Annotated in this window: 15 protein-coding genes and 1 pseudogene; 8 read left to right on the forward strand and 8 right to left on the reverse strand. The window is 68.4% G+C overall.

Annotated features, from left to right (window positions below):
* Positions 1 to 35 precede the first annotated feature (35 nt).
* A complete protein-coding gene (locus ACZ48X_RS04745; protein ID WP_336350245.1) occupies positions 36 to 194 on the reverse strand; it encodes a hypothetical protein in 159 nt (52 codons plus the stop codon).
* Positions 195 to 643: 449 nt separating this feature from the next.
* Here ACZ48X_RS04745 and ACZ48X_RS04750 point away from each other — a divergent pair, with 449 nt between their 5' ends.
* Complete coding sequence (locus ACZ48X_RS04750; RefSeq protein ID WP_336350244.1) at positions 644 to 1,870, forward strand: hypothetical protein; 1,227 nt, start codon at positions 644 to 646, stop codon at positions 1,868 to 1,870.
* An 18-nt stretch (positions 1,871 to 1,888) separates the two neighbouring features.
* On the opposite strand, the gene ACZ48X_RS04755 is transcribed toward ACZ48X_RS04750, so the two are convergent.
* Together ACZ48X_RS04755 and ACZ48X_RS04760 are read right to left on the reverse strand one after the other, a co-directional pair.
* Positions 1,889 to 4,084 (reverse strand): amino acid permease, encoded by a 2,196-nt coding sequence (locus ACZ48X_RS04755; RefSeq protein WP_336350243.1) that lies wholly within the window; start codon positions 4,082 to 4,084, stop codon positions 1,889 to 1,891.
* 46 nt (positions 4,085 to 4,130) lie between these two features.
* Positions 4,131 to 4,838, reverse strand: a complete 708-nt coding sequence (locus ACZ48X_RS04760; RefSeq protein WP_336350242.1) for a universal stress protein — start codon at positions 4,836 to 4,838, stop codon at positions 4,131 to 4,133.
* Between the two features lie 155 nt (positions 4,839 to 4,993).
* Here ACZ48X_RS04760 and ACZ48X_RS04765 point away from each other — a divergent pair, with 155 nt between their 5' ends.
* The 6 genes and pseudogenes from ACZ48X_RS04765 (at position 4,994) to ACZ48X_RS04790 (ending at position 11,149) form a co-directional block, all read left to right on the forward strand.
* Positions 4,994 to 6,010: an alpha/beta fold hydrolase gene (locus tag ACZ48X_RS04765; RefSeq protein ID WP_336350241.1), complete on the forward strand. Its 1,017-nt coding sequence runs from the start codon at positions 4,994 to 4,996 to the stop codon at positions 6,008 to 6,010.
* A gap of 207 nt (positions 6,011 to 6,217) precedes the next feature.
* Entirely contained in the window at positions 6,218 to 7,987 is a 1,770-nt protein-coding gene (locus ACZ48X_RS04770; RefSeq protein ID WP_336350240.1) for an L-lactate permease, read from the forward strand.
* A 206-nt stretch (positions 7,988 to 8,193) separates the two neighbouring features.
* Positions 8,194 to 9,243 (forward strand): hypothetical protein, encoded by a 1,050-nt coding sequence (locus tag ACZ48X_RS04775; protein WP_336350239.1) that lies wholly within the window; start codon positions 8,194 to 8,196, stop codon positions 9,241 to 9,243.
* A gap of 148 nt (positions 9,244 to 9,391) precedes the next feature.
* A pseudogene (locus ACZ48X_RS04780) lies at positions 9,392 to 9,703 on the forward strand (2-oxo acid dehydrogenase subunit E2); the annotation flags it as partial.
* Positions 9,704 to 9,881: 178 nt separating this feature from the next.
* Positions 9,882 to 10,118, forward strand: coding sequence for a 2-oxo acid dehydrogenase subunit E2 (locus ACZ48X_RS04785; protein ID WP_379762532.1), 237 nt, complete (start codon positions 9,882 to 9,884; stop codon positions 10,116 to 10,118).
* A 95-nt stretch (positions 10,119 to 10,213) separates the two neighbouring features.
* Complete coding sequence (locus ACZ48X_RS04790) at positions 10,214 to 11,149, forward strand: alpha/beta hydrolase (RefSeq protein WP_336350238.1); 936 nt, start codon at positions 10,214 to 10,216, stop codon at positions 11,147 to 11,149.
* Between the two features lie 36 nt (positions 11,150 to 11,185).
* Here ACZ48X_RS04790 and ACZ48X_RS04795 read toward each other — a convergent pair whose 3' ends face one another.
* The 3 genes from ACZ48X_RS04795 to ACZ48X_RS04805 all read right to left on the reverse strand — a co-directional run bounded on the left by ACZ48X_RS04795 (position 11,186) and on the right by ACZ48X_RS04805 (position 14,749).
* On the reverse strand, positions 11,186 to 11,620 hold the full coding sequence (locus tag ACZ48X_RS04795; protein ID WP_336350237.1) for a hypothetical protein: 435 nt from the start codon (positions 11,618 to 11,620) through the stop codon (positions 11,186 to 11,188).
* A gap of 4 nt (positions 11,621 to 11,624) precedes the next feature.
* Complete coding sequence (locus ACZ48X_RS04800) at positions 11,625 to 13,151, reverse strand: aldehyde dehydrogenase family protein (RefSeq protein WP_336350236.1); 1,527 nt, start codon at positions 13,149 to 13,151, stop codon at positions 11,625 to 11,627.
* A 284-nt stretch (positions 13,152 to 13,435) separates the two neighbouring features.
* Positions 13,436 to 14,749 carry a cobyrinic acid a,c-diamide synthase gene (locus ACZ48X_RS04805; RefSeq protein ID WP_336350235.1) on the reverse strand — a complete coding sequence of 438 codons (1,314 nt, stop codon included), beginning with the start codon at positions 14,747 to 14,749 and terminating at the stop codon, positions 13,436 to 13,438.
* Between the two features lie 212 nt (positions 14,750 to 14,961).
* Here ACZ48X_RS04805 and ACZ48X_RS04810 point away from each other — a divergent pair, with 212 nt between their 5' ends.
* A complete protein-coding gene (locus tag ACZ48X_RS04810) occupies positions 14,962 to 15,474 on the forward strand; it encodes a hypothetical protein (protein ID WP_336350234.1) in 513 nt (170 codons plus the stop codon).
* Positions 15,475 to 15,495: 21 nt separating this feature from the next.
* On the opposite strand, the gene ACZ48X_RS04815 is transcribed toward ACZ48X_RS04810, so the two are convergent.
* On the reverse strand, positions 15,496 to 16,605 hold the full coding sequence (locus tag ACZ48X_RS04815) for a pyridoxal-phosphate-dependent aminotransferase family protein (RefSeq protein ID WP_336350233.1): 1,110 nt from the start codon (positions 16,603 to 16,605) through the stop codon (positions 15,496 to 15,498).
* Positions 16,606 to 16,713: 108 nt separating this feature from the next.
* Positions 16,714 to 18,066 carry a ribonuclease J gene (locus tag ACZ48X_RS04820; RefSeq protein WP_336350232.1) on the reverse strand — a complete coding sequence of 451 codons (1,353 nt, stop codon included), beginning with the start codon at positions 18,064 to 18,066 and terminating at the stop codon, positions 16,714 to 16,716.
* Positions 18,067 to 18,183 lie beyond the last annotated feature (117 nt).

Below are 18,183 nucleotides of genomic sequence, written 5' to 3' on the forward strand. Positions count from 1 at the left end.
AGTTCCGAGAGCGATTGTGGTCGCACCGTGGCTCGCTACCAGGGATGTGATTCGACGCTGATGACGTGATCGCACGAGCCGCATTCGGCGACCATCAGCGGGTCGTCCTGGGAGTTTCGGTACACGAGGTCGTCGTCGCCAGCGGGTGCACCACAGTACGGGCAGACGGCCGTCTCCGACTCTGTCTTCGACATTGAGTGTCTGCAGTGAGTAGGTCACCGACGGGCATAACCCGGGGGCAGGACGCCAACGGGTAGTGACCGGATGATGACGGGCCGAACGCGGGCGTTGACGCGACCCGCAAGACATACCCGCGTACCCGGCGAACACGGAGACGCGTGCCTCAGTCCCCGCCCCAGTAGACCCGGCAATCGGGTGCGATGACGGTGCGGAGAACCCGGGCATGCAACATTCCAGCACGAGAGTGCTCGTTGGCCGCGTACGGCCCGCCCGGCACGAGGGTTTCCCGGCAGACTCGGCACGCCGCCAGGGATGACGTCGGTCGTTAGTGTTCCGGGCGAACATTCCAGTTCGGTAGCGACGGCGCCGGTCGTCGCATCGACCCGTCGGGTACTCGAGCCGAGACGTCGACCGCTCGAGGAGGGAGGAGAATCGATAAGCGCGGGCGGGTTCGAGTGAGGGTATGGGAATCAGTTACGGGCTCAGGGCGTCGTTCCACCTCGGTCGGTCGCCGATGGACGACGCCGTGGACGTACTCGAGCGGTGTCGCGACCACGGGTTCGCGGTGGCGCCGTTCGACGACGACGAGACCGTCGACTACGCGCTCGATCTCGATGCGGGCGACGAGGAGCGTTCGGCGGCATCGCGAAGCGAGTTGGCGGCGGACGCGGCACGCGAGGGCATCTCGTCGATCGAGTTCGACTGCCGGTTCGACGGCGTCGAGTGCGAACTGGCGCTGGTGGCGCCGGAGGACGGGTCGAACGGCCCGGAGGTGTATCTCTCCGGCATTCCGGAAGCGGCGTTCGCGGAGGGCGACGGGGTCAGTGCGGCGGGGGTCCGCCGTCGAGCGGACCGGTTTGTCGACTTCGTCGCCGACGTCGCGGCGACGTTCGACGCGTGGTACGCGTTCGCGACCGATTCGGACTACGGGCTCGATTCCGCGTTCCCGCGGGGTCGCCCGCCCGAGTCCGGGGTGAGCACGCTCGCCTGGGTGACCGTGTTCGGGCCGTCGTGGGCGCGCGAGCTCGACGGGGTCGATCGACTCGTTCACGCGCCGGCGTACGAGACGCGAACGCTCGACGGCGGCGGGGTGTTGCTCCGGAAGAGCGACCGCCCGGCGATGGGCGACGAGGTCGACGAGGGCCCGCCGTTCTCGGCACGCGAGTACGTGTTCGACGGGCTGACGCCGGAGTCACTCGACACCGAGATGGCGGCCGCGAAGCGGCGCGAGGAACTCGGCGAACGACTGCATCGGGACCCCTTCCGGTCGCTTGCGGACGGCGAGGTCGGTAGCGACCCGGTGATGTGTCAGTACGATGCGCCGTTCGACGTCGACCGCATCGACTACGACGAGTTCCCGGACGATCTGGACGTCGAGGACAACTGCTTCGTGCTCGCGGTCCGCCGGGAGGGAGACGCGCTGTACGGCGTCGAGAACGACGAGTTCGTCCGGCGGCTCGTCGACGACGACGGCGAGCCCCTCGGCGAACTCCCAGCGGACTGGCCGAGCGAGCACGAGATGGTGTCGCTCTCCATCGCGGTCGAATCGTTAACCGCGTTCGCTCCGCGGTGGTTCTACATGCCCGAAGCCTCTTCGGACCACGTCAGTACGTTCGCGGAGCTCAGCGGGCTTCGAGCCGTGCCCAGCGACATGCAGCTCTGGGAGGAGATCGAAGCGAGCAGGGAATGAGGGATGCGGCCGCGAGCGTCAGCCCGTGTCCCTCGCCCCGCGTATCAACGCGAGGTTCCCGGTGACGTCCTGTGAGACGTGCCTCGTGACGGCGCCGTGGACGATGCCGGAGCCATCCGCGCGTTCGGAGAGACCGAAACACACCGTGTCGTATCCGTCGACCGCGTCGCGAAGCGCTCGCTCGACGTCGTCGCTCACGACCACCTCGCTGTCGTACTCGTCGGCTGCGAGCCCCGCGGCGTCCGCGACGTCCCTGACGGCGCGCGCGCCGGCTCCGGCCGGGTCAGCGTCGGCGTCAGCCCCTGGGGGATGCACGTGGAGGAGCGTGGGCGTCGTGCCGTCCGCGGTCGCGAACTCGAACGCGCGTCGCGCGACGATTGGTGCGTTCGGCCCGGGGGCGACGAGCGCGACCGGCGTTCCGACCGACGGCGTCTCGAGGTCGACCAGGGAGACGTCGCAGTCGGCGTGCTCGAGGATCGGGTCGGTCGTGTGCCCGAACGTGTGTCCGTCTCCACCGACCGTGCCGTCCCATCCGAGGAGGAGCTGGTCGGCGTCCTCCTCGGCGACGACGTCGAGTATCGCGCGGTCGAGTTCGGGCGCGACGATGGAGCGCGTGCGGAGGTCGACGTCCATCTCGGTCGCGATGGTGCGTGCGTTCTCGAACAACTCTCGTTGGTGGTCGAGGCGCTCGGATTCGACGTTCTGGAACGTCTCGTCGTCCGGACCCTCGACGACGTTCACGGCGACGAGTTCGGGCGTTCCCTGCTCGACGTTCGCGTGCGCGGTCGCTGCCGCGAGCCGGAGCAGTCCGTGCTGCGTCTCGGGGTTCGCGACCGGGACGACGACGCGATAGGTCTCCGTTGGCTCGGCGCCGAACGCTTCGCTGACGAGTCCCGGCTCGACGACTCGGCTTCTCGAGTACGCGAAGTACCAGACGACCCCGAGCGCGATGATGCCCGACCCGAGGAGGATGATGACGGTCGCCATCTGCGATATCACGAGGACCGCCAGGAGCACGCCGAGTATCGGGACAGCCGGATATGCGACGCGTGGCAGTTGGAACGACGGGTCGTACTCGTCGGGGTCCGCACGCCGGAACACGACGAGCGAGACGTGCACGAGCAGGTACGCGACGAGGAAGCTGAAGCTCGCCGCTTCGGCGAGCAACGCGACGATGGTGTCGACCTGGAGGCCGAGAGCGATGAGGAGCGCCGTCACGCCGCCAGTCGCGACGATCGCTCGGTGCGGCGTGTAGAACCGGTCGTGGCTCTCGTTGAACCAGTCGCTCACGACGCCGTCGCGGCCCATGGCGTAGATGACGCGCGAGGCGGCGAGTATCGACGAGTTCGAGCTCGATATCGCGGCGACGATCGCGGCGAACGCGATGGCGACGACGCCGACCGGCCCCATGGAGACCGCGGCGACGTCCGAGACGGGAATCGGTGATTCGCCGAGGACGTCGATGGAGACGGTGCCGGTGCTGACGAGCATGACGAGCACGTAGAGGATCGTCACCAGGACGACGGAGAGGATCATCGAGAGCGGTATCGTTCGACTCGGGTCCTTGATCTCGCCGGCGACCGTCGCGATGATCTCGAACCCGAGGAAGGACACGAACACGATGCCCGTGGTGGCGACGATACCGCTGGTGCCGGTCGGCGCGAACGGGGTGAGGTTCGCGGTGTCGATGAAGAAGACGCCGACGGCGACGAACACGACCACGATCGCGGTCTCGGTGCCGATCATCCAGTTCTGGAGTGCGCTCGATTCGTCGGTCCCGTAGTAGTTCACGCCGACGAGCAACGCCAGTCCGACCAGTCCGAGCGCGATGACGAAGTGTCGGCCGTCGAGGCCCGGGATGGGTTCGACGATGTACTGCCCGAAGCCGACCATGTAGAACGCGCTCGCGAACATCAACCCGGTCCACATCCCCCAGCCGACGATCGCGCCGAAGAGGCCGCCGAGCGCGCGGTTGACGTAGTGATAGCTCCCGCCGGCGATCGGCATCCCGGTTGCGAGTTCGGCGAGGGAGAGCGCCGCGAGGAGGGCGACGAGGCCGGCGATCGCGTACGATATCGAACTCGCCGGCCCCGCGTTCTTCGCCGCGATACCCGGCAGGATGAAGATGCCGGCGCCGATCATCGTGCCGCCGCCGAGCGTCATCGCTTCGAGGAACCCGAGCGTCCGCTCGAGTTCACCTCCGTCCCCGCTCATGCTGTCCTCGTCGAGTGCGCGACGGCGGGTTCGGGCGCGGTCGGCTTCATTGGACGTCTCTCACGATGAGCGTGGGCGTCTCGATCTCGTCGATGATGGCGGAGAGAACGTGGCCGATGATGCGCTCGCGAAGGGACGGTTCGGTCTCACCGAGCACGACGAGGTCGTACGCCGGCGCACTGGCGAGGATCGCGTCGGCAGGGTCGTCACTCACGGCGACCTCCCAGTCTACGCGGTCCGCGTCGATACCGTAGTCCGTGAGGCGCTCGAGTGTTCCGCGGAGGAGGAACTCTCCGGGACCGTGTTCCGCGTCGTCGCTCGCCGCGTGGAAGAGCGTCGCGGTGGCGTCGCTGCCGTCGAGCAGTCCGGCGACGACCGACACGATCCGTTCGACGTTCGCGTCGCCCCTGATGGGGACGAGGAGTCGGTCGAGGTGGTCGGTGTCTCCGGCGGTGAGTATCGCGTCGCAGTCGTACTCGTCGGCGACCCTGTCGACCGTCGCTTCTCTGTCGTGCGTGAAGACGAGGACGTCCGACACGGCGGTTCGCCCTGCGGCAATCCCGTCGAGCGTCTCTCTTGCGGCGTCCTCGTACTCGTCCTTGATGAGCGCGGGTGCGGCCTGGTCGGGCACCGGGAAGTACCCGAGGAGGACGACCTCGAACGGCCGAAGGACGTCGAGCACCTCGAGGGCCGGTGGGTCGTCGGCCGAGACGTCGATCGGCACGAGGATGGTCAGGTCGCCTATCGGGGGCATCGTGTTCGTGTCCTTCACCGGTAGCGTTTGTTAATGCATCGCATACCATGGTGGTGAACGCGAGCAGGAGGTGCGCCTGGACGACCCGGCAGGCGCCGATGGCGGACGCCGGTCGGGAGTCGTCCTTATATCGGACCAGGTCGTGGGTCTAGCGTATGAGTCGCAGTCGACGCCAGTCGGGGACGGTCGCCGCGAGCGTTGCGCTCGCTGCGACGGGACTTGGACTGTGGCGGTGGAAACGACGCCGGCTCGCGTCGCTCGCGGCGAACAGCGAACTGGTCGAGACCGACCGCGGGGTCGTCGAGGTGGCGCGACGCGGGTCGGGGCCGCCCGTTCTCGTCCTCCACGGCGCGCCAGGCGGGTACGACCAGGGGCTGTGCTTCGGCGAGGCGCTGTTCGGCGACGACGTCGAGGTCATCGCACCCTCTCGACCGGGATACCTCCGGACGCCGCTCGAAGCGAACGGGTCGCCGAGCGCACAGGCCGCCCAGTGCGTCGCGCTCATGGACGAACTCGGGGTGGAGCGAGCCGTGGTCGCCGGGTACTCGAGCGGCGGCCCTGCGGCGCTCCACCTCGCGGTCGAGCACCCGGAGCGCGTCAGCGGCCTCGTCCTGGGTGCAGCCGTCACGACCCAGTTCGAGGAGCGCGCGTACGGCGTGGGCGTCCCGGTGCTCGATTCTGTCCTTACATCGACGCCGTTCCTCGACGTGTTCTCCGGCGCGCTCGCGGCCCTCGCGCGGCTCGCACCGGGTCGCGTCGTCGCGCTCGGTCCGGGGATGTCGTCGACGCTCGACGGCGACGAACTGCGGGCGTACGTCGAGTCCGTCGCCAGCCGACCGACGCATCGCGAACGCGTGCTCGCACTCGCCGCGTCGCTCTCCCCGGCGAGCGCGCGCGTCGACGGCGTGCTGAACGACGAACGCTGGCAGCGACGACTCCCGCTACTCGACTACGCGGACGTCGCGTGCCCGACGCTCGTCCTGACCGGCGCGTACGACGCCCTCGTTCCGCGGTCGCACGCCGAGTACGTCCTCGAACGCATCCCGGACGTCGAACACCACGAGGCGGCCGCCGACCACATCCTGATGGTCGGCCCAGACGCTGCGGAGACCGAGCGGGTCGTCGACGCGTTCGTCGACACCGTGCTCTCGTCGAATCCGCAGTCGTCCTGACGCCTCGAAGCGTGACACGAGAGCTCGCGGCAGCGAGCGACGCGGTCTGAAACTGCGAACCAGTTCCCAATCGTTGAGAACACCCGTTCGTGTATTTTTGCGCGGATAGCATTGGTAGACGCATGGCAACGCTCACCCGTCCGGAGAGCAGCGTCTCGACGAGGAACAGCGTCGACCACGGAGCAGCGGGACGCGGAGGTCGGTCCAATGGCTGACCTCCTGATGGTGCTGTTGGCGGTGATTCCGCTCGCAGCGATCGCTATCCTCATGGTCGGATTGTACCAGCCGGCGACCCGCACGATGCCGATCGCGTGGGTGCTCGCTGGCGGCGCCGCGTTCGTCGGGTGGGAGATGTCCCCGCAGTTGATCGCAGCAGCGTCGATACGGGGTGCGATGACGGCAACGCGGATCCTCGTCATCGTCTTCGGAGCCATCCTCCTCCTCTACACGCTGAAACAGTCCGGCGCGTTCGACGTCATCAACGCGGGGTTCTCCTCTATCAGTGACGACCGACGCGTGCAGGTGGTGTTGCTCGTGTTCCTGATGGGGTCGTTCATCGAGGGCGCGGCCGGGTTCGGGACGCCCGCAGCCATCATCGGGCCGTTACTCGTCGGCCTCGGCTTCCCGCCGATGGCCGCCGTCGTCGTGGCGCTCACCGGGAACATCCTCGCGATCACGTTCGGAGCGGTCGGCACCCCGCTCATCATCGGGCTCCGCGACGTCGTGTTCGCGGAAGGCACGGACGCCGCCACCCAGATCGTGCAGGAAGGCGGGTTCGAGACCGTCGGCGCATACGTCACCCAGCTCGGCATCTGGGCGGCACTCATCCACGCCGTCGTCGGTATCGCCATCCCGTTCGTCGGTGTCGCGATGATGACTCGGTTCTTCGGCGAGGAACGGTCGATCAAACCAGCGATCGAGGTGGTCCCGCTGTGTCTGTTCGCGTGGGCCACCTTCGCGGTCCCCTACGTCGCGACCGCGGTGTTCCTGGGACCGACGTTCCCGGCACTCCTCGGGTCGATGGTGGGGCTGCTGGTCACGACCGCGACGCTTCGCGCCGGCTACTTCATCCCCGAGTCCACGTGGGACTTCGGGCCGCGAGCGAACTGGCCCGAGCACTGGGTCGGGACGATAGAACCCGGTGAGAGCGTCGGCAGTGCCTCCAAGCAGTCGGTCTCGACCGACGGCGGGACCACCACGGGTTCGTTCGAGGACGCCCACGACCAGGACATGTCCCTCGGGATGGCGTGGCTCCCCTACGTGCTCGTCGCGGCGTTACTCGTCGTGACGCGCGTCGTCGGCGAGGTCCAGTCGTTCCTCCTCCAGTTCCAGCTCTCGTGGAACAACATCCTCGGAACGCCGTTCTCGGAGTCCATCGAGATACTCTACCTGCCCGGGACGTTGTTCGTGCTCGTCGCCGTCGTCACCTACGGACTCCACGGAATGCGTACGGAGGACGTCAAAGCGTCCTGGGCCGAGGCCGTGCGGAACATCGCGCCGGCTGTCGTCGCGCTCTGGTTCGCCGTCGCGACGGTGATGATCATGCAGCGCACCGGCAGTACGGTCGTGCTCGAGAACACGACCGCGACCGCCGGGATGCTCGGCGTGCTCTCGGAGTTGACCGCCGACCTCACCGGGAGCGCCTTCCCGTTCTTCTCGGGATTCATCGGCGCGTTCGGCGCGTTCATCGCGGGCTCGAACACGGTCAGTGACATCCTGTTCGGGCTGTTCCAGTACCAGGCCGCACAGCAGATCGGTGCCCCGACCCAGGTCGTCGTCGCCGGGCAGGCCGTCGGCGGCGCCATCGGGAACCTGATCGCGATCCACAACGTCGTCGCCGCACTGACCGTCGTCGGCCTCATCGGCGAGGAGGGCCGCGTCATCCGCCTCGAACTGATTCCAGTGCTCTACTACGGCGTCGCGACCGGGCTCCTCACCCTGCTGCTCGCGTACGTCGTCGTCCCCGGCGCGTTCTGAGCACTCGCGTTCGCTTTCCGGCACGTACGTCTTCTTTTTGGCTCCTAGGTCGGCTTTCCGGCGCTTACGTCCGCTTTCGGGAACCCGCGTTCGACTCGTCCCGTACTCTCGAACGGACGTCACCACGCAAGACATGACAGTTCAGCTAGGAGATGGTTCGCGGGGGGTTCACCTACTTGTGTCTCGGCGTCGTTTTGCATGACAGGATGCTCTACGATCGCGTCGCGGACCTCGACGTCCGCATCGACGACTACGACCTGGAGTGGTTCGAGAGCGACACGTCGAGCGGGTTCACTCGCGCGTCGACCGTCGTCGCCCTCCACGGCGACGGGGAGACGGGACGCGGGGAGGACGTCACGTACGAGACCGACGCGCACGAGACGTTCCACGACCTCGGGACCGACCTCGCGTTCGCCGGCGAGTACACGCTCGATTCGTTCTCGTCGTACGTCGCCGACGGCGACCTGTTCTTCGGCGAGGAGCCCGGGCAGCCGATCTTCCGGAACTACCGCCAGTGGGCGTTCGAGAGCGCGGCGCTCGACCTCGCGCTGAAACAGGCGGACACGGACCTCGCCACCCAACTCGACCGCGAGTACGACCCCGTTCGGTTCGTGGTGAGTACGCGCCTCGAGGACCCGCCGACGGGCGACCGCGTCCTCGACTGGCTCGACCGCAACCCCGACCTCGAGTTCAAGCTCGACCCGACGTCGGACTGGACCCAGGAGGTCGTCGACCGGCTCGCTGAGACGGGCGCCGTGCGGGCGCTCGACCTGAAAGGCCAGTACCACGGAACGACGGTCGACCAGCCCGCGGACCCCGAGCTCTACGAACGAGTCGTCGAGGGGTTCCCGGACGCGTTCGTCGAGGACCCCGAGGTGACCGACGAGACGCGACCCTTGCTCGAATCGCACGTCGAGCGCGTGACGTGGGACTACCCGATCCGGAGCGTCGACACCGTCGAGGAGCTCCCCTGGGAGCCGGAGTGGCTGAACGTCAAACCGTCGCGGTTCGGGAGCGTCGAGGCGCTGCTGGACACCCTCGACTACTGCCGCGAGCACGACATCGAGCTGTACGGCGGCGGCCAGTTCGAACTGGACGTCGGCCGCGAGCACCTCCACGCCATCGCGTCGCTGTTCTACCCGGACGCACCGAACGACGTCGCACCGAAGGCGTACAACGACCCCGAACCCAGCGACGACCTCCCGACGAGCCCGCTCGCACCCCCCAGCGACCCACGGGGCCTCGACTGGCGGTAATCCCGCGTACGGCCGCGACCGTGACTCGCTCGGCAGTCGGTCCGCCGGACGAAGACGTTTGGTCCGGGGCGTCGTCGATGCGAGCATGAGCAACGGTGGTGAGCGCGTCGACCGGTTGCCGGCGCGTCGTCGGGCGACCGTCGACTACATGCGCGTCGCGAGCGGGCGGAGCAGCGTCCACGGGCTCGTCGAAGCGGACGTGACGCCGGCACGTCGGCGCATCCAGCGCTACGAGGCGGAGACGGGGACGCGACTGTCGTTCACGGCGTTCGTCGCGCACTGCTTGGCCGCCGCGGTCGACGACCACCCGCACGTGAACGCGTACCGGGACTGGCGCGGTCGAGTCCACACGTTCGACGACGTGGACGTGAACGTCCTCGTCGAGAAGGGGACCGACGCCGGCCGCGTCGGCGTTCCGCACGTCGTCCGCGCCGCGAACCGCCGGTCGCTGCGCGCGGTCCACGACGAGGTCCGGGCGGCGAAGGCGTCGACCGACGACGCGTCGCTCTCGCCGACCGAACGTCTCGCGCTGTCGCTCCCCGGGTTCGTGCGACGACTCCCGTGGCGGCTCCCGCAACTGTTCCCCCCGTCGGTGGAAGTCGCTCGCCGGCACCGTCGCCGTCACGTCGGTGGGGATGATGGGCGAGCGAGGCGGGTGGGCGGTCACTCCCTCGAACTACACCGTCCAGGTCGCCGTCGGCGGCGTCGCGGAGAAACCCCGGTACGTCGACGGGGAACTGGAACCGCGAGACGTTCTCTCGCTCACCGTGACGGTCGACCACGACGTCGTCGACGGCGCCGACGCCGCCCGGTTCGCCGACCGGTTCGTCGAACTCGTCGAGGACGCACACGGACTACCCGCGGTGGCCGAGTGACGCGAACGCCGAAATCGGACCGCGACGGGTCCGGGACCGGTCGCGGACCGGGTCGAGCACAATCGGTTTGCCGCCCGCGGGAGTACCGCTCGGTGATGCAGGCCGACGAGATGCACCCGCAGGCCAAGGCCGCGGTCAAGCGTCAGGCGTACATGCCGTTACCGCACGGTCGCCTCGGCGTGAAGTTCGCGCGACTCCTGACGCGCCCGGTGATGTGGGTCCAGAACCGCAACCCGCCGCCGGTCGGTGCGACGGCCGACCTCGCGATACCTGGCCCCGGCGGCGACGTCGACGCGCGCCTGTACCGGCCGGACGCGAGCGAGCGCTCGCCGACGGTCGTGTTCTTCCACGGCGGCGGGTTCGTGTTCGGGAGCATCGAGACCCACGACCGCCTCTGCCGGCGGCTCGTCCGCGAGAGCGACTGTGCGGTGCTATCCGTCGACTACCGGCTCGCGCCCGAGCACCCGTTCCCCGCGGCCGTCGAGGACGCGTACGCGGCCGTCGAGTGGGTCGCGGCGAACCCCGACGCGGTCGGTGGCACGGGCGACGTCGCGGTCGCGGGCGACTCCGCGGGCGGGAACCTCGCGGCTGTGGCCGCGCTCATGGCCGCCGAGCGCGACGGTCCCGCCCTCGCGTACCAGACGCTCGTCTATCCCGGCGTCGGGGTCGACGAGGACGCGCCGTCGGTCCGCGAGCACGCCGGCGTCGTGCTCTCCGAGGCGGACCTCGCGTTCTTCGCGGACGCCTACTACGGGAGCGACGTCCACCGGCGGAACCCGTACGCGGACCCGACGAACGCCGCGGACGTCTCCGGCGTCGCGCCCGCGACCGTCCTCACCGCCGGGTTCGACCCGCTCCGCGACGGCGGCCGCGCGTACGCCGAGCAACTCGTCCGCGACGGCGTCGACACGCGCTACGTGAACCATCCCGACATGCCTCACGGGTTCCTGACCATGCCCGGCGTCGACCGCGCTCGCGACGCCATCGCCGCCCTCGGCGACGACCTCGCGGCGGTGCTCGACGCGCACTGACCGCTCGACGACTCGACCGTCGAACGCGAGCCCGGACTACTCGACTCGGCCGTCGAACGCGAACGTCGACGGGGCCGATGACGTGACGACGTCGCCGCTGGGGTGGCGTGCGACCGCGACCGACCCGGCGTCGTGCGCTCGCGCGAACCGCCGGATCGGCGCGCCGTCCACGAACGCGTCGGGCGCGTCGACGTTCACGCGGTCGGTCATCCCGTCCGCCTGCAGGCACACCCAGCCGGCGAGCACGAGCGCGACCTTCGGGTCCCGGTCGGCGTGCTCGGCGCGGTCGACGGCCTCGTGGTCGGCGTGCTCGACGCGGTCGTCGGCCTCGTGGTCGGCGACGACCGCACGCCGCAGTCGCTCGTGCATCCCCGACGGGACGACGTACGCCGTGCCATCGGGCGCTATCGTGACCTGGTCCGCGCCGAACCCAGCCGCGACGTCCGCGGTCTCCGGGAACGGGACGGACACCACCTCAGTCCAGACTGATGTTCACGGTCTTGGTCTGCGTGTAGTGCTCGACGGCCTCCGCGGCGGTCTCCCGACCGATACCGGACTGCTTGTACCCACCGAAGGGCTGACCGGCGGGGAAGTCGTTGTACGTGTTCACCCAGATGTTCCCCGCCTCGATGTCCTTCGCCGTCCGGTGGGCTTTCGTGAGGTCCTCGGTGATGACGCCGGCTGCGAGCCCGTAGTCGACGTCGTTCGCGAGCTCGATCATCTCGTCGTAGTCGCTCCACGTGAACACCTCCTGGACTGGCCCGAATATCTCCTCCTGGACGGCCTTGTTGTCGTGGTCGATGCCGTCGATGAGCGTCGGCGCGACGAAGCAGCCGTCCGAGAGCGCCTCGTCGTCGGGTTGACTCCCGCCGGTGACGAACGCCGCGCCCGAGCGTTCGGCCTCCTCGATGTATCCCATCGTGCGCTCGACCTGCTCCGCGGTGACCTTCGGGCCGAGGTCGGTCGACTCCAGCAGCGGGTCGTCGACGACCATGTCCTCGGCGGCGGCCGCGAGTTCGTCGAGGAACTCCGCTTTGATGTCCTCGTGGACGAACAGCCGCGAGCCCGCACAGCAGCACTCGCCGGTATTGAAGAAGATGGCGGTCGTCGTCGTCTGGACGGCCTGTTCGAGGTCCGCGTCCGGGAAGACGACGAGTGGGCTCTTCCCGCCGAGTTCGAGCGTGATGTCGGTGACGTTGTCCGCGGCGCTCTTCATCACCTCCTTCCCGATCTCCGTGGACCCGGTGAACGCGAGCTTCCGGATGTCGCTGTGGTTCGAGAGCGGTTCGCCGGCGTCCGGCCCGAAGCCGGTGACGACGTTCACGACGCCGTCTGGAATCACGTCCTCGGTCTCCGCCATCAGTTTGAGGATGGAGAGCGGCGTCTCCTCGGCGGGCTTCAGGACGACCGCGTTCCCGGCGGCGAGCGCGGGGCCGAGCTTCCAGGCGGCCATGAGGAGCGGGAAGTTCCACGGGATGATCTGGCCGACGACCCCGTACGGTTCGCGGAGCGTCTGGACGTGCCGGCTGTCGTCGGTCCCCTTCGTTCGGCCTTCGTGGCTGCGGGCGATGCCCGCGAAGTACCGGAAGTGGTCGGCGACGAGCGTCATGTCGATGCGCGCTTCGGTTATCGGCTTCCCGTTGTCGAGCGATTCGAGGCGCGCGAACGCCTCCTGGTTCTCCTCGACGGCGTCGGCCATCGCTTCGAGCATCGCCTGCCGGTCGGCGTCCGAGTACCCGCTGTAGACGTCGTCGTAGGCGTCCCACGCCGCGGCGACGGCCCGGTCGACGTCCTCGGCGTTACCGGCCTGGACGCTGGCGAGCGTCTGGCCGGTCGTCGGGTCGGTCGTGTCGAACGTCTCCCCGGACGCGCTCTGTACCCACTCGCCGCCGATGTAGAGTTCGCGGTGCTCGGGAAGGACCTCGCTCGCTGTCTGGTCGTGACGCTGCTTGATTGCGGACTTCCGCTCCGCCGAGGATTGTGCACTGTCATCAAGTGACATGGCAGTCGCTGCTTCGAAGGTGGCCCCATAAAATCACGTCCTACTGGTAGCTACCAGTTCGTATCCGCTAGATGACGTGCCGGAACCGTTCGCCGGGTTCGTCGGCTCCAGGCCGCCAGCACCGCCACGACACGACCATTGGCCCGACAGCAGCACGGACCAGATCTCGACACCTCGGAAGTCGCGAAGGTTTCTGTGGGGCACTCGACGGGCAGGAACGTCGACTGGAGACCTCGTCAGCTCGACGACGGCCGTCACGTTCGGGAAGGGCACCGCGTTCGACGTCAGAGCGCGTCGACGAACGCGTCGAACGCACCGCTTTCGGCGTGAACGTGCGCGTACGTGCCGAGCGTCCGGTACTCGGTGAGGCCGTCCTTCTCGTCGTGGATGCCGTCGCCGCGTTCGACGTCGAACGCGAACCGCGCGTCCGCGTCGACGTCGGCGCGCGAGTAGTGGAACTCGTGCCCGCGGAGAGACTCGCCAGCGCCGGCGCTGACGGTGTCGGTCCTCGCGCGCAGCTCCACGTGGTCGAGCGCCTGATAGCGCTCGCACATCCGGACGTCCGCGGGGAGGACGCCCGCCATCTCGTAGGTGTCGCCGTCGGTCGTCGTCAGCGACCGCGAGAGCGCCATGAGGCCGCCGCACTCGCCGAGCACCGGGAGGCCGTCACTCGCGGCGCGAGCGAGCTGTTCGAGCGCCGGGGCGGCGGCGAGCGCGTCGGCGTGGAGCTCCGGGTAGCCGCCGGGAAGGTAGACGCCGTCGCAGTCGGGGAGGTCGTCCCCGGCGGTGGGCGCGAACGCGACGACGTCGGCGCGTTCGCGGAGGCGTTCGACGGTCGCGGGGTACGCGAACCGGAAGGCGTCGTCGCGGGCGACCGCCACGCGCGTCCCGGTCGCGGAACGCTCCTCGCCCGTGTCCGGGTCGCTGGTCGCGGGTCGCCGTGCCGTCCGCGCGACGTCCAGGAGACCCTCGACGTCGAGGGACTCGCTCGCGGCGTCGAGCGCGTCCGCCGAGAGCGGTGCCTCGTCGCCAAGGTGGAGGCCGAGGTGGCGGTCCGGTATCTCGAGCGCCTCGTTCGGCGGGACGCGCCCGAAGTACTCGAGGTCGTCGGGGAGCGCGTCGCGGATACCTTGCTCGTGCCGGCCGCCGTGGGCTCGCGCCGCGACGACGCTGGCGACGTCGACGTCCACGTCGGCGACGGCCGCGTACCGCTGGAACCCGAGTGCGGTGGCGGCGACGCTCTCCATCCCGGCTTTCGCGTCGACGACGAGCACGACCGGGAGGTCGAGCGTCGCGGCCACGGCGGCCGTACTGGAGACGTCGCCGTCGTAGAGGCCCATCACGCCCTCGACGACGCAGACGTCGCCCTCGCCCCGATGGTAGTTCCGGCGGAGGCCATCCTCGCCCTGGAGCCACGCGTCGAGCGTCCGCGACGGCTTCCCGGCGACGTGCGCGTGATGGCTCGGGTCGATGAAGTCCGGACCGGCTTTCGCCGGCTGGACGTCGCGTCCAGCGTCCTGGAGCGCTCGAATCACCGCGAGCGCCGTCACCGTCTTCCCGACCCCGGACCGCGTCCCGCCGACGACGAACCCTCTCATACCACCCGCTTCGAGCGGGACCTACGAGTGCGTTCTCCTTCCCGGGCCGTCGAACGTCGACGGCGAGCGAACGTTTCTTGTCGGTCGCGGGCGACGGTCGCGTCGATGGAATCGAGGTCGTTCGCTCGCCGCTCCCGTGGCGCTCGTCGGGTCGCAACCCAGGACAGACGCGGACACGAACCCGGACGCGGACTCGAACGTGGGGCCCCGGAATGACGGACGACGAACAGGCCGGAACGGACGACGAAGACGTACCCACTGGCGTCGACGGCAACCCCCTGGAACCCGGCGAGCACGCCCTGCCACCCGAGGACCTCGTCTATCCGACGTTCGCGTTCGACGACGGCGCGGTCGACGCCGACGGCGGGTTCGACCTCTCGCGGGACGTCGACCGGGAGACGCTGTCGTCGTGGCTGTCCGACCTCGCGGGTGCGATGGCGAGTCACGACGTCGCCGTCGAATCCCCGGACGGCCACGTCCGCTTCGGTGTCGGCGCGAACGACGTCTCGATGTCGTTCGACCCCGACGACGATCACCGCGGCGAGCTCGAGGTCACGGTGCGGCTGAACGCGAAGGCGATGTTCGTCGCGGACGACCCAGAGAAGCCAGCGGTCGGTGCGCGCGGCGGCCGCGGGTTCGTCCCCATCGAGGCACTGACCACGGACCAAGAGGACTTCCGGTGCTACAACTGGATCGACGACCCCGAGACGCCGGACGACGAGTGAGTCGGGTCGCGACGGCCGCGCTCAGAGCCCGGCGACGTCCTCGATGGCGTCCGTGAGCTTCTCGATGGAGTCGCGGTCGTGCTCGCCCATGTGACCGATGCGGAACGTCTGCTCGCCGAGCTGGCTCCCGTAGCCGTTCGAGAACACGTAGTCGTACTCCTCGCTGACCTGCTCGATCGTCGCCGCGACGTCGATACCCTGCGTGTTCTCGATGCAGGACACCGTCTGGGACTCGTAGCCGGCCTCGGGGAACATGTCGAAGTGCTCGCGGGCCCACTCCCGGGTGTACTCCGCCATCTCCAGGTGGCGGTCGCTGCGCTCGTGGTGGCCCTCCTCGAGCATGTGCTTCATCTGCTTGCGGTACGCGAGCATCACGGGGATCGCGGGCGTCGAGTGCGTCTGGCCCTTCCGCTCGTAGTAATCGATGGTACGCTGGAAGCCGCCGTACCACGACGCGGAGTCCTTCCCGACCTCGCGCTCGTACGCCTCGTCGCTCACCACGCACACCGCGAGCCCGGGCGGCATCGCGAACGCCTTCTGCGTGGACGCGAAGATGACGTCGATGCCGTGCGCGTCGATGTCCACGTGGTCGCCACCGAGCGCGGAGACGGCGTCGACGACGAAGTACGTGTCCGGGTACTCCGCGACGACGTCACCGATCTCCTCGATGGGATTCCGGACGCCCGTCGAGGACTCGTTCATCACGGTCGCGACGACGTCGTAGCCCTCGTCGCTCGCCTCCAGTTCCGCGCGGATGTCCTCGGGCTTGATCGCTTCGCCCCACTCGTACTCGAGGCGGTCGACGTCCTTCCCGAGGCGCTCCGCGACGTTCGCGTGCCGTTCACTGAAACTCCCGCACGTCGGGACGAGGATGTTCTCGTCCACGAGATTCAGCGTCGACGCCTCCCAGAACTCGGTCCCGGAGGCCGTGAGGATGACGACCTCGTTGTCGGTGCCGAGGAAGTCCTTGGTGTCCTCGACGATGGTCGTGTAGAGGTCGGTCATCCGGTCCATGCGGTGCCCGAACATCGGCTGTGCCATCTCCTGGATGACGTCCTCGCGGACCTCGGTCGGCCCGGGGATGTACAGCGTCTTCTCGGGATAGTCGTCGGTGTATTCGCGTTTCTCCATGCAGAATCTACCTGATACCCGGACCTGCAACGTCGGGTTCCAAGGTAGTTGTGATACCGGCCCTTGTGACGACGGCGTCGAACCGGCAAGCCGGCGAACCGAACTCGCTTACTCCTCGACGAGCTGGATGACGTTCCCGTTCGTCGTCACGTGGAGGTCGCGGCCGAGCTTGTACCCCTGGTTTCCGGCGAGTTCGACGTACCCCGAGAAGCCCTTCATGTTCTGGTGCGCGGGGATGACGTTCTGGGGCTGGAGCGCCTGCAGCATCTGGTAGTGGCCTTCTCGCGACAGGTGGCCGGAGACGTGGACGTCGTCGTAGATGCGCGCCCCCTGCATCCCGAGCAGGTTCTCGGACTGGTAGCGCTGGCCTTCGTTCGTCGGCTCCGGGATGACCGTCGCACTGAAGATGACCTTGTCGCCCTCGTCCAGTTCGTACGGCGTCTCCGCGCGACCCATCCGCGTCAGCATCGCGCGCGGCTCGCCCTGATGACCGGTGACGACCGGGAGGAAGTTCCCCTTGCCCTCGTTCATGATGCGCTGGAACGTCCGCTCGATGCCCTGGCGGCGCCCGTACATCTCGACGTCCGGGAAGTCGACGCCGTCCATCCGGCTCGCGGCGCCGGAGTACTTCTCCATGGAGCGCCCGAGCAGGATCGGTTTCCGACCGATGTCTCGCGCGAACTCGACGAGGGATTTGACGCGAGCGATGTGGGAGGAGAACGTCGTCGCGACGATACCGCCGTCGTAGTCCTCGAGACTGTACATGACGTCCTTCAGCCGGTCGCGCGCCACGCTCTCGCTGGGCGTCCGGCCCTTCTTGTTCGCGTTCGTGCAGTCCTCGATGTAACAGAGGACGCCCTCGCCCTCGCGACCGATCTCGCGGAAGCGATCCATGTCGATGGGGTCGCCGATGACGGGCGTGTGGTCCATGCGCTTGTCGAGACCGTAGACGACCGCGCCCTCGGGCGTGTGGAGGACGGGGTTGATGGCGTCGATGATGGAGTGCGTGACGTTCACGAACTCGAGGTCGAGCTCCCCGGAGTCACCGATGGGCATCGTCTCGCCCGCTTCCATCGTCACGAGGTCGTTCTCGGTGTTGAACTTGTTCTCGTCCTGGATCTCGTCCTTGACGAGTTCGATCGTGAACGGCGCGGCGACGATGGGTGCGTCGTAGCGGTGCGCGAGCTTGCTGATCGCGCCGATGTGGTCGAGGTGACCGTGCGTCGGCACGATGGCTTTCACGTCCCCCTGCAGGTCGCTCATCACGCGGTCGTCCGGGATGGCACCCATGTCGATGAGGTCGAGGCTGTGCATCTGTTCCGTGCGGACGTCGTCGTGGATGAGGACCTTCGACAGGTTCAGGCCCATGTCGAAGACGACGATGTCGTCTCCGGCGCGGACCGCCGTCATCTGCCGCCCGACTTCCTCGTAGCCGCCGATTGTCGCGATTTCGATTTCCATAGGTATGAGGTCCGAACAACGCTATCCCAGAACCCGTCTCAGAGTACGCCTGTGTGGAGGAGAGCAGGACGACCGGTGCGTCGCCGACCGCCGGTTCAAGCGGCGGCGGCGTCGCCT

The sequence above is a fragment of the Halorubellus litoreus genome (assembly GCF_055378595.1).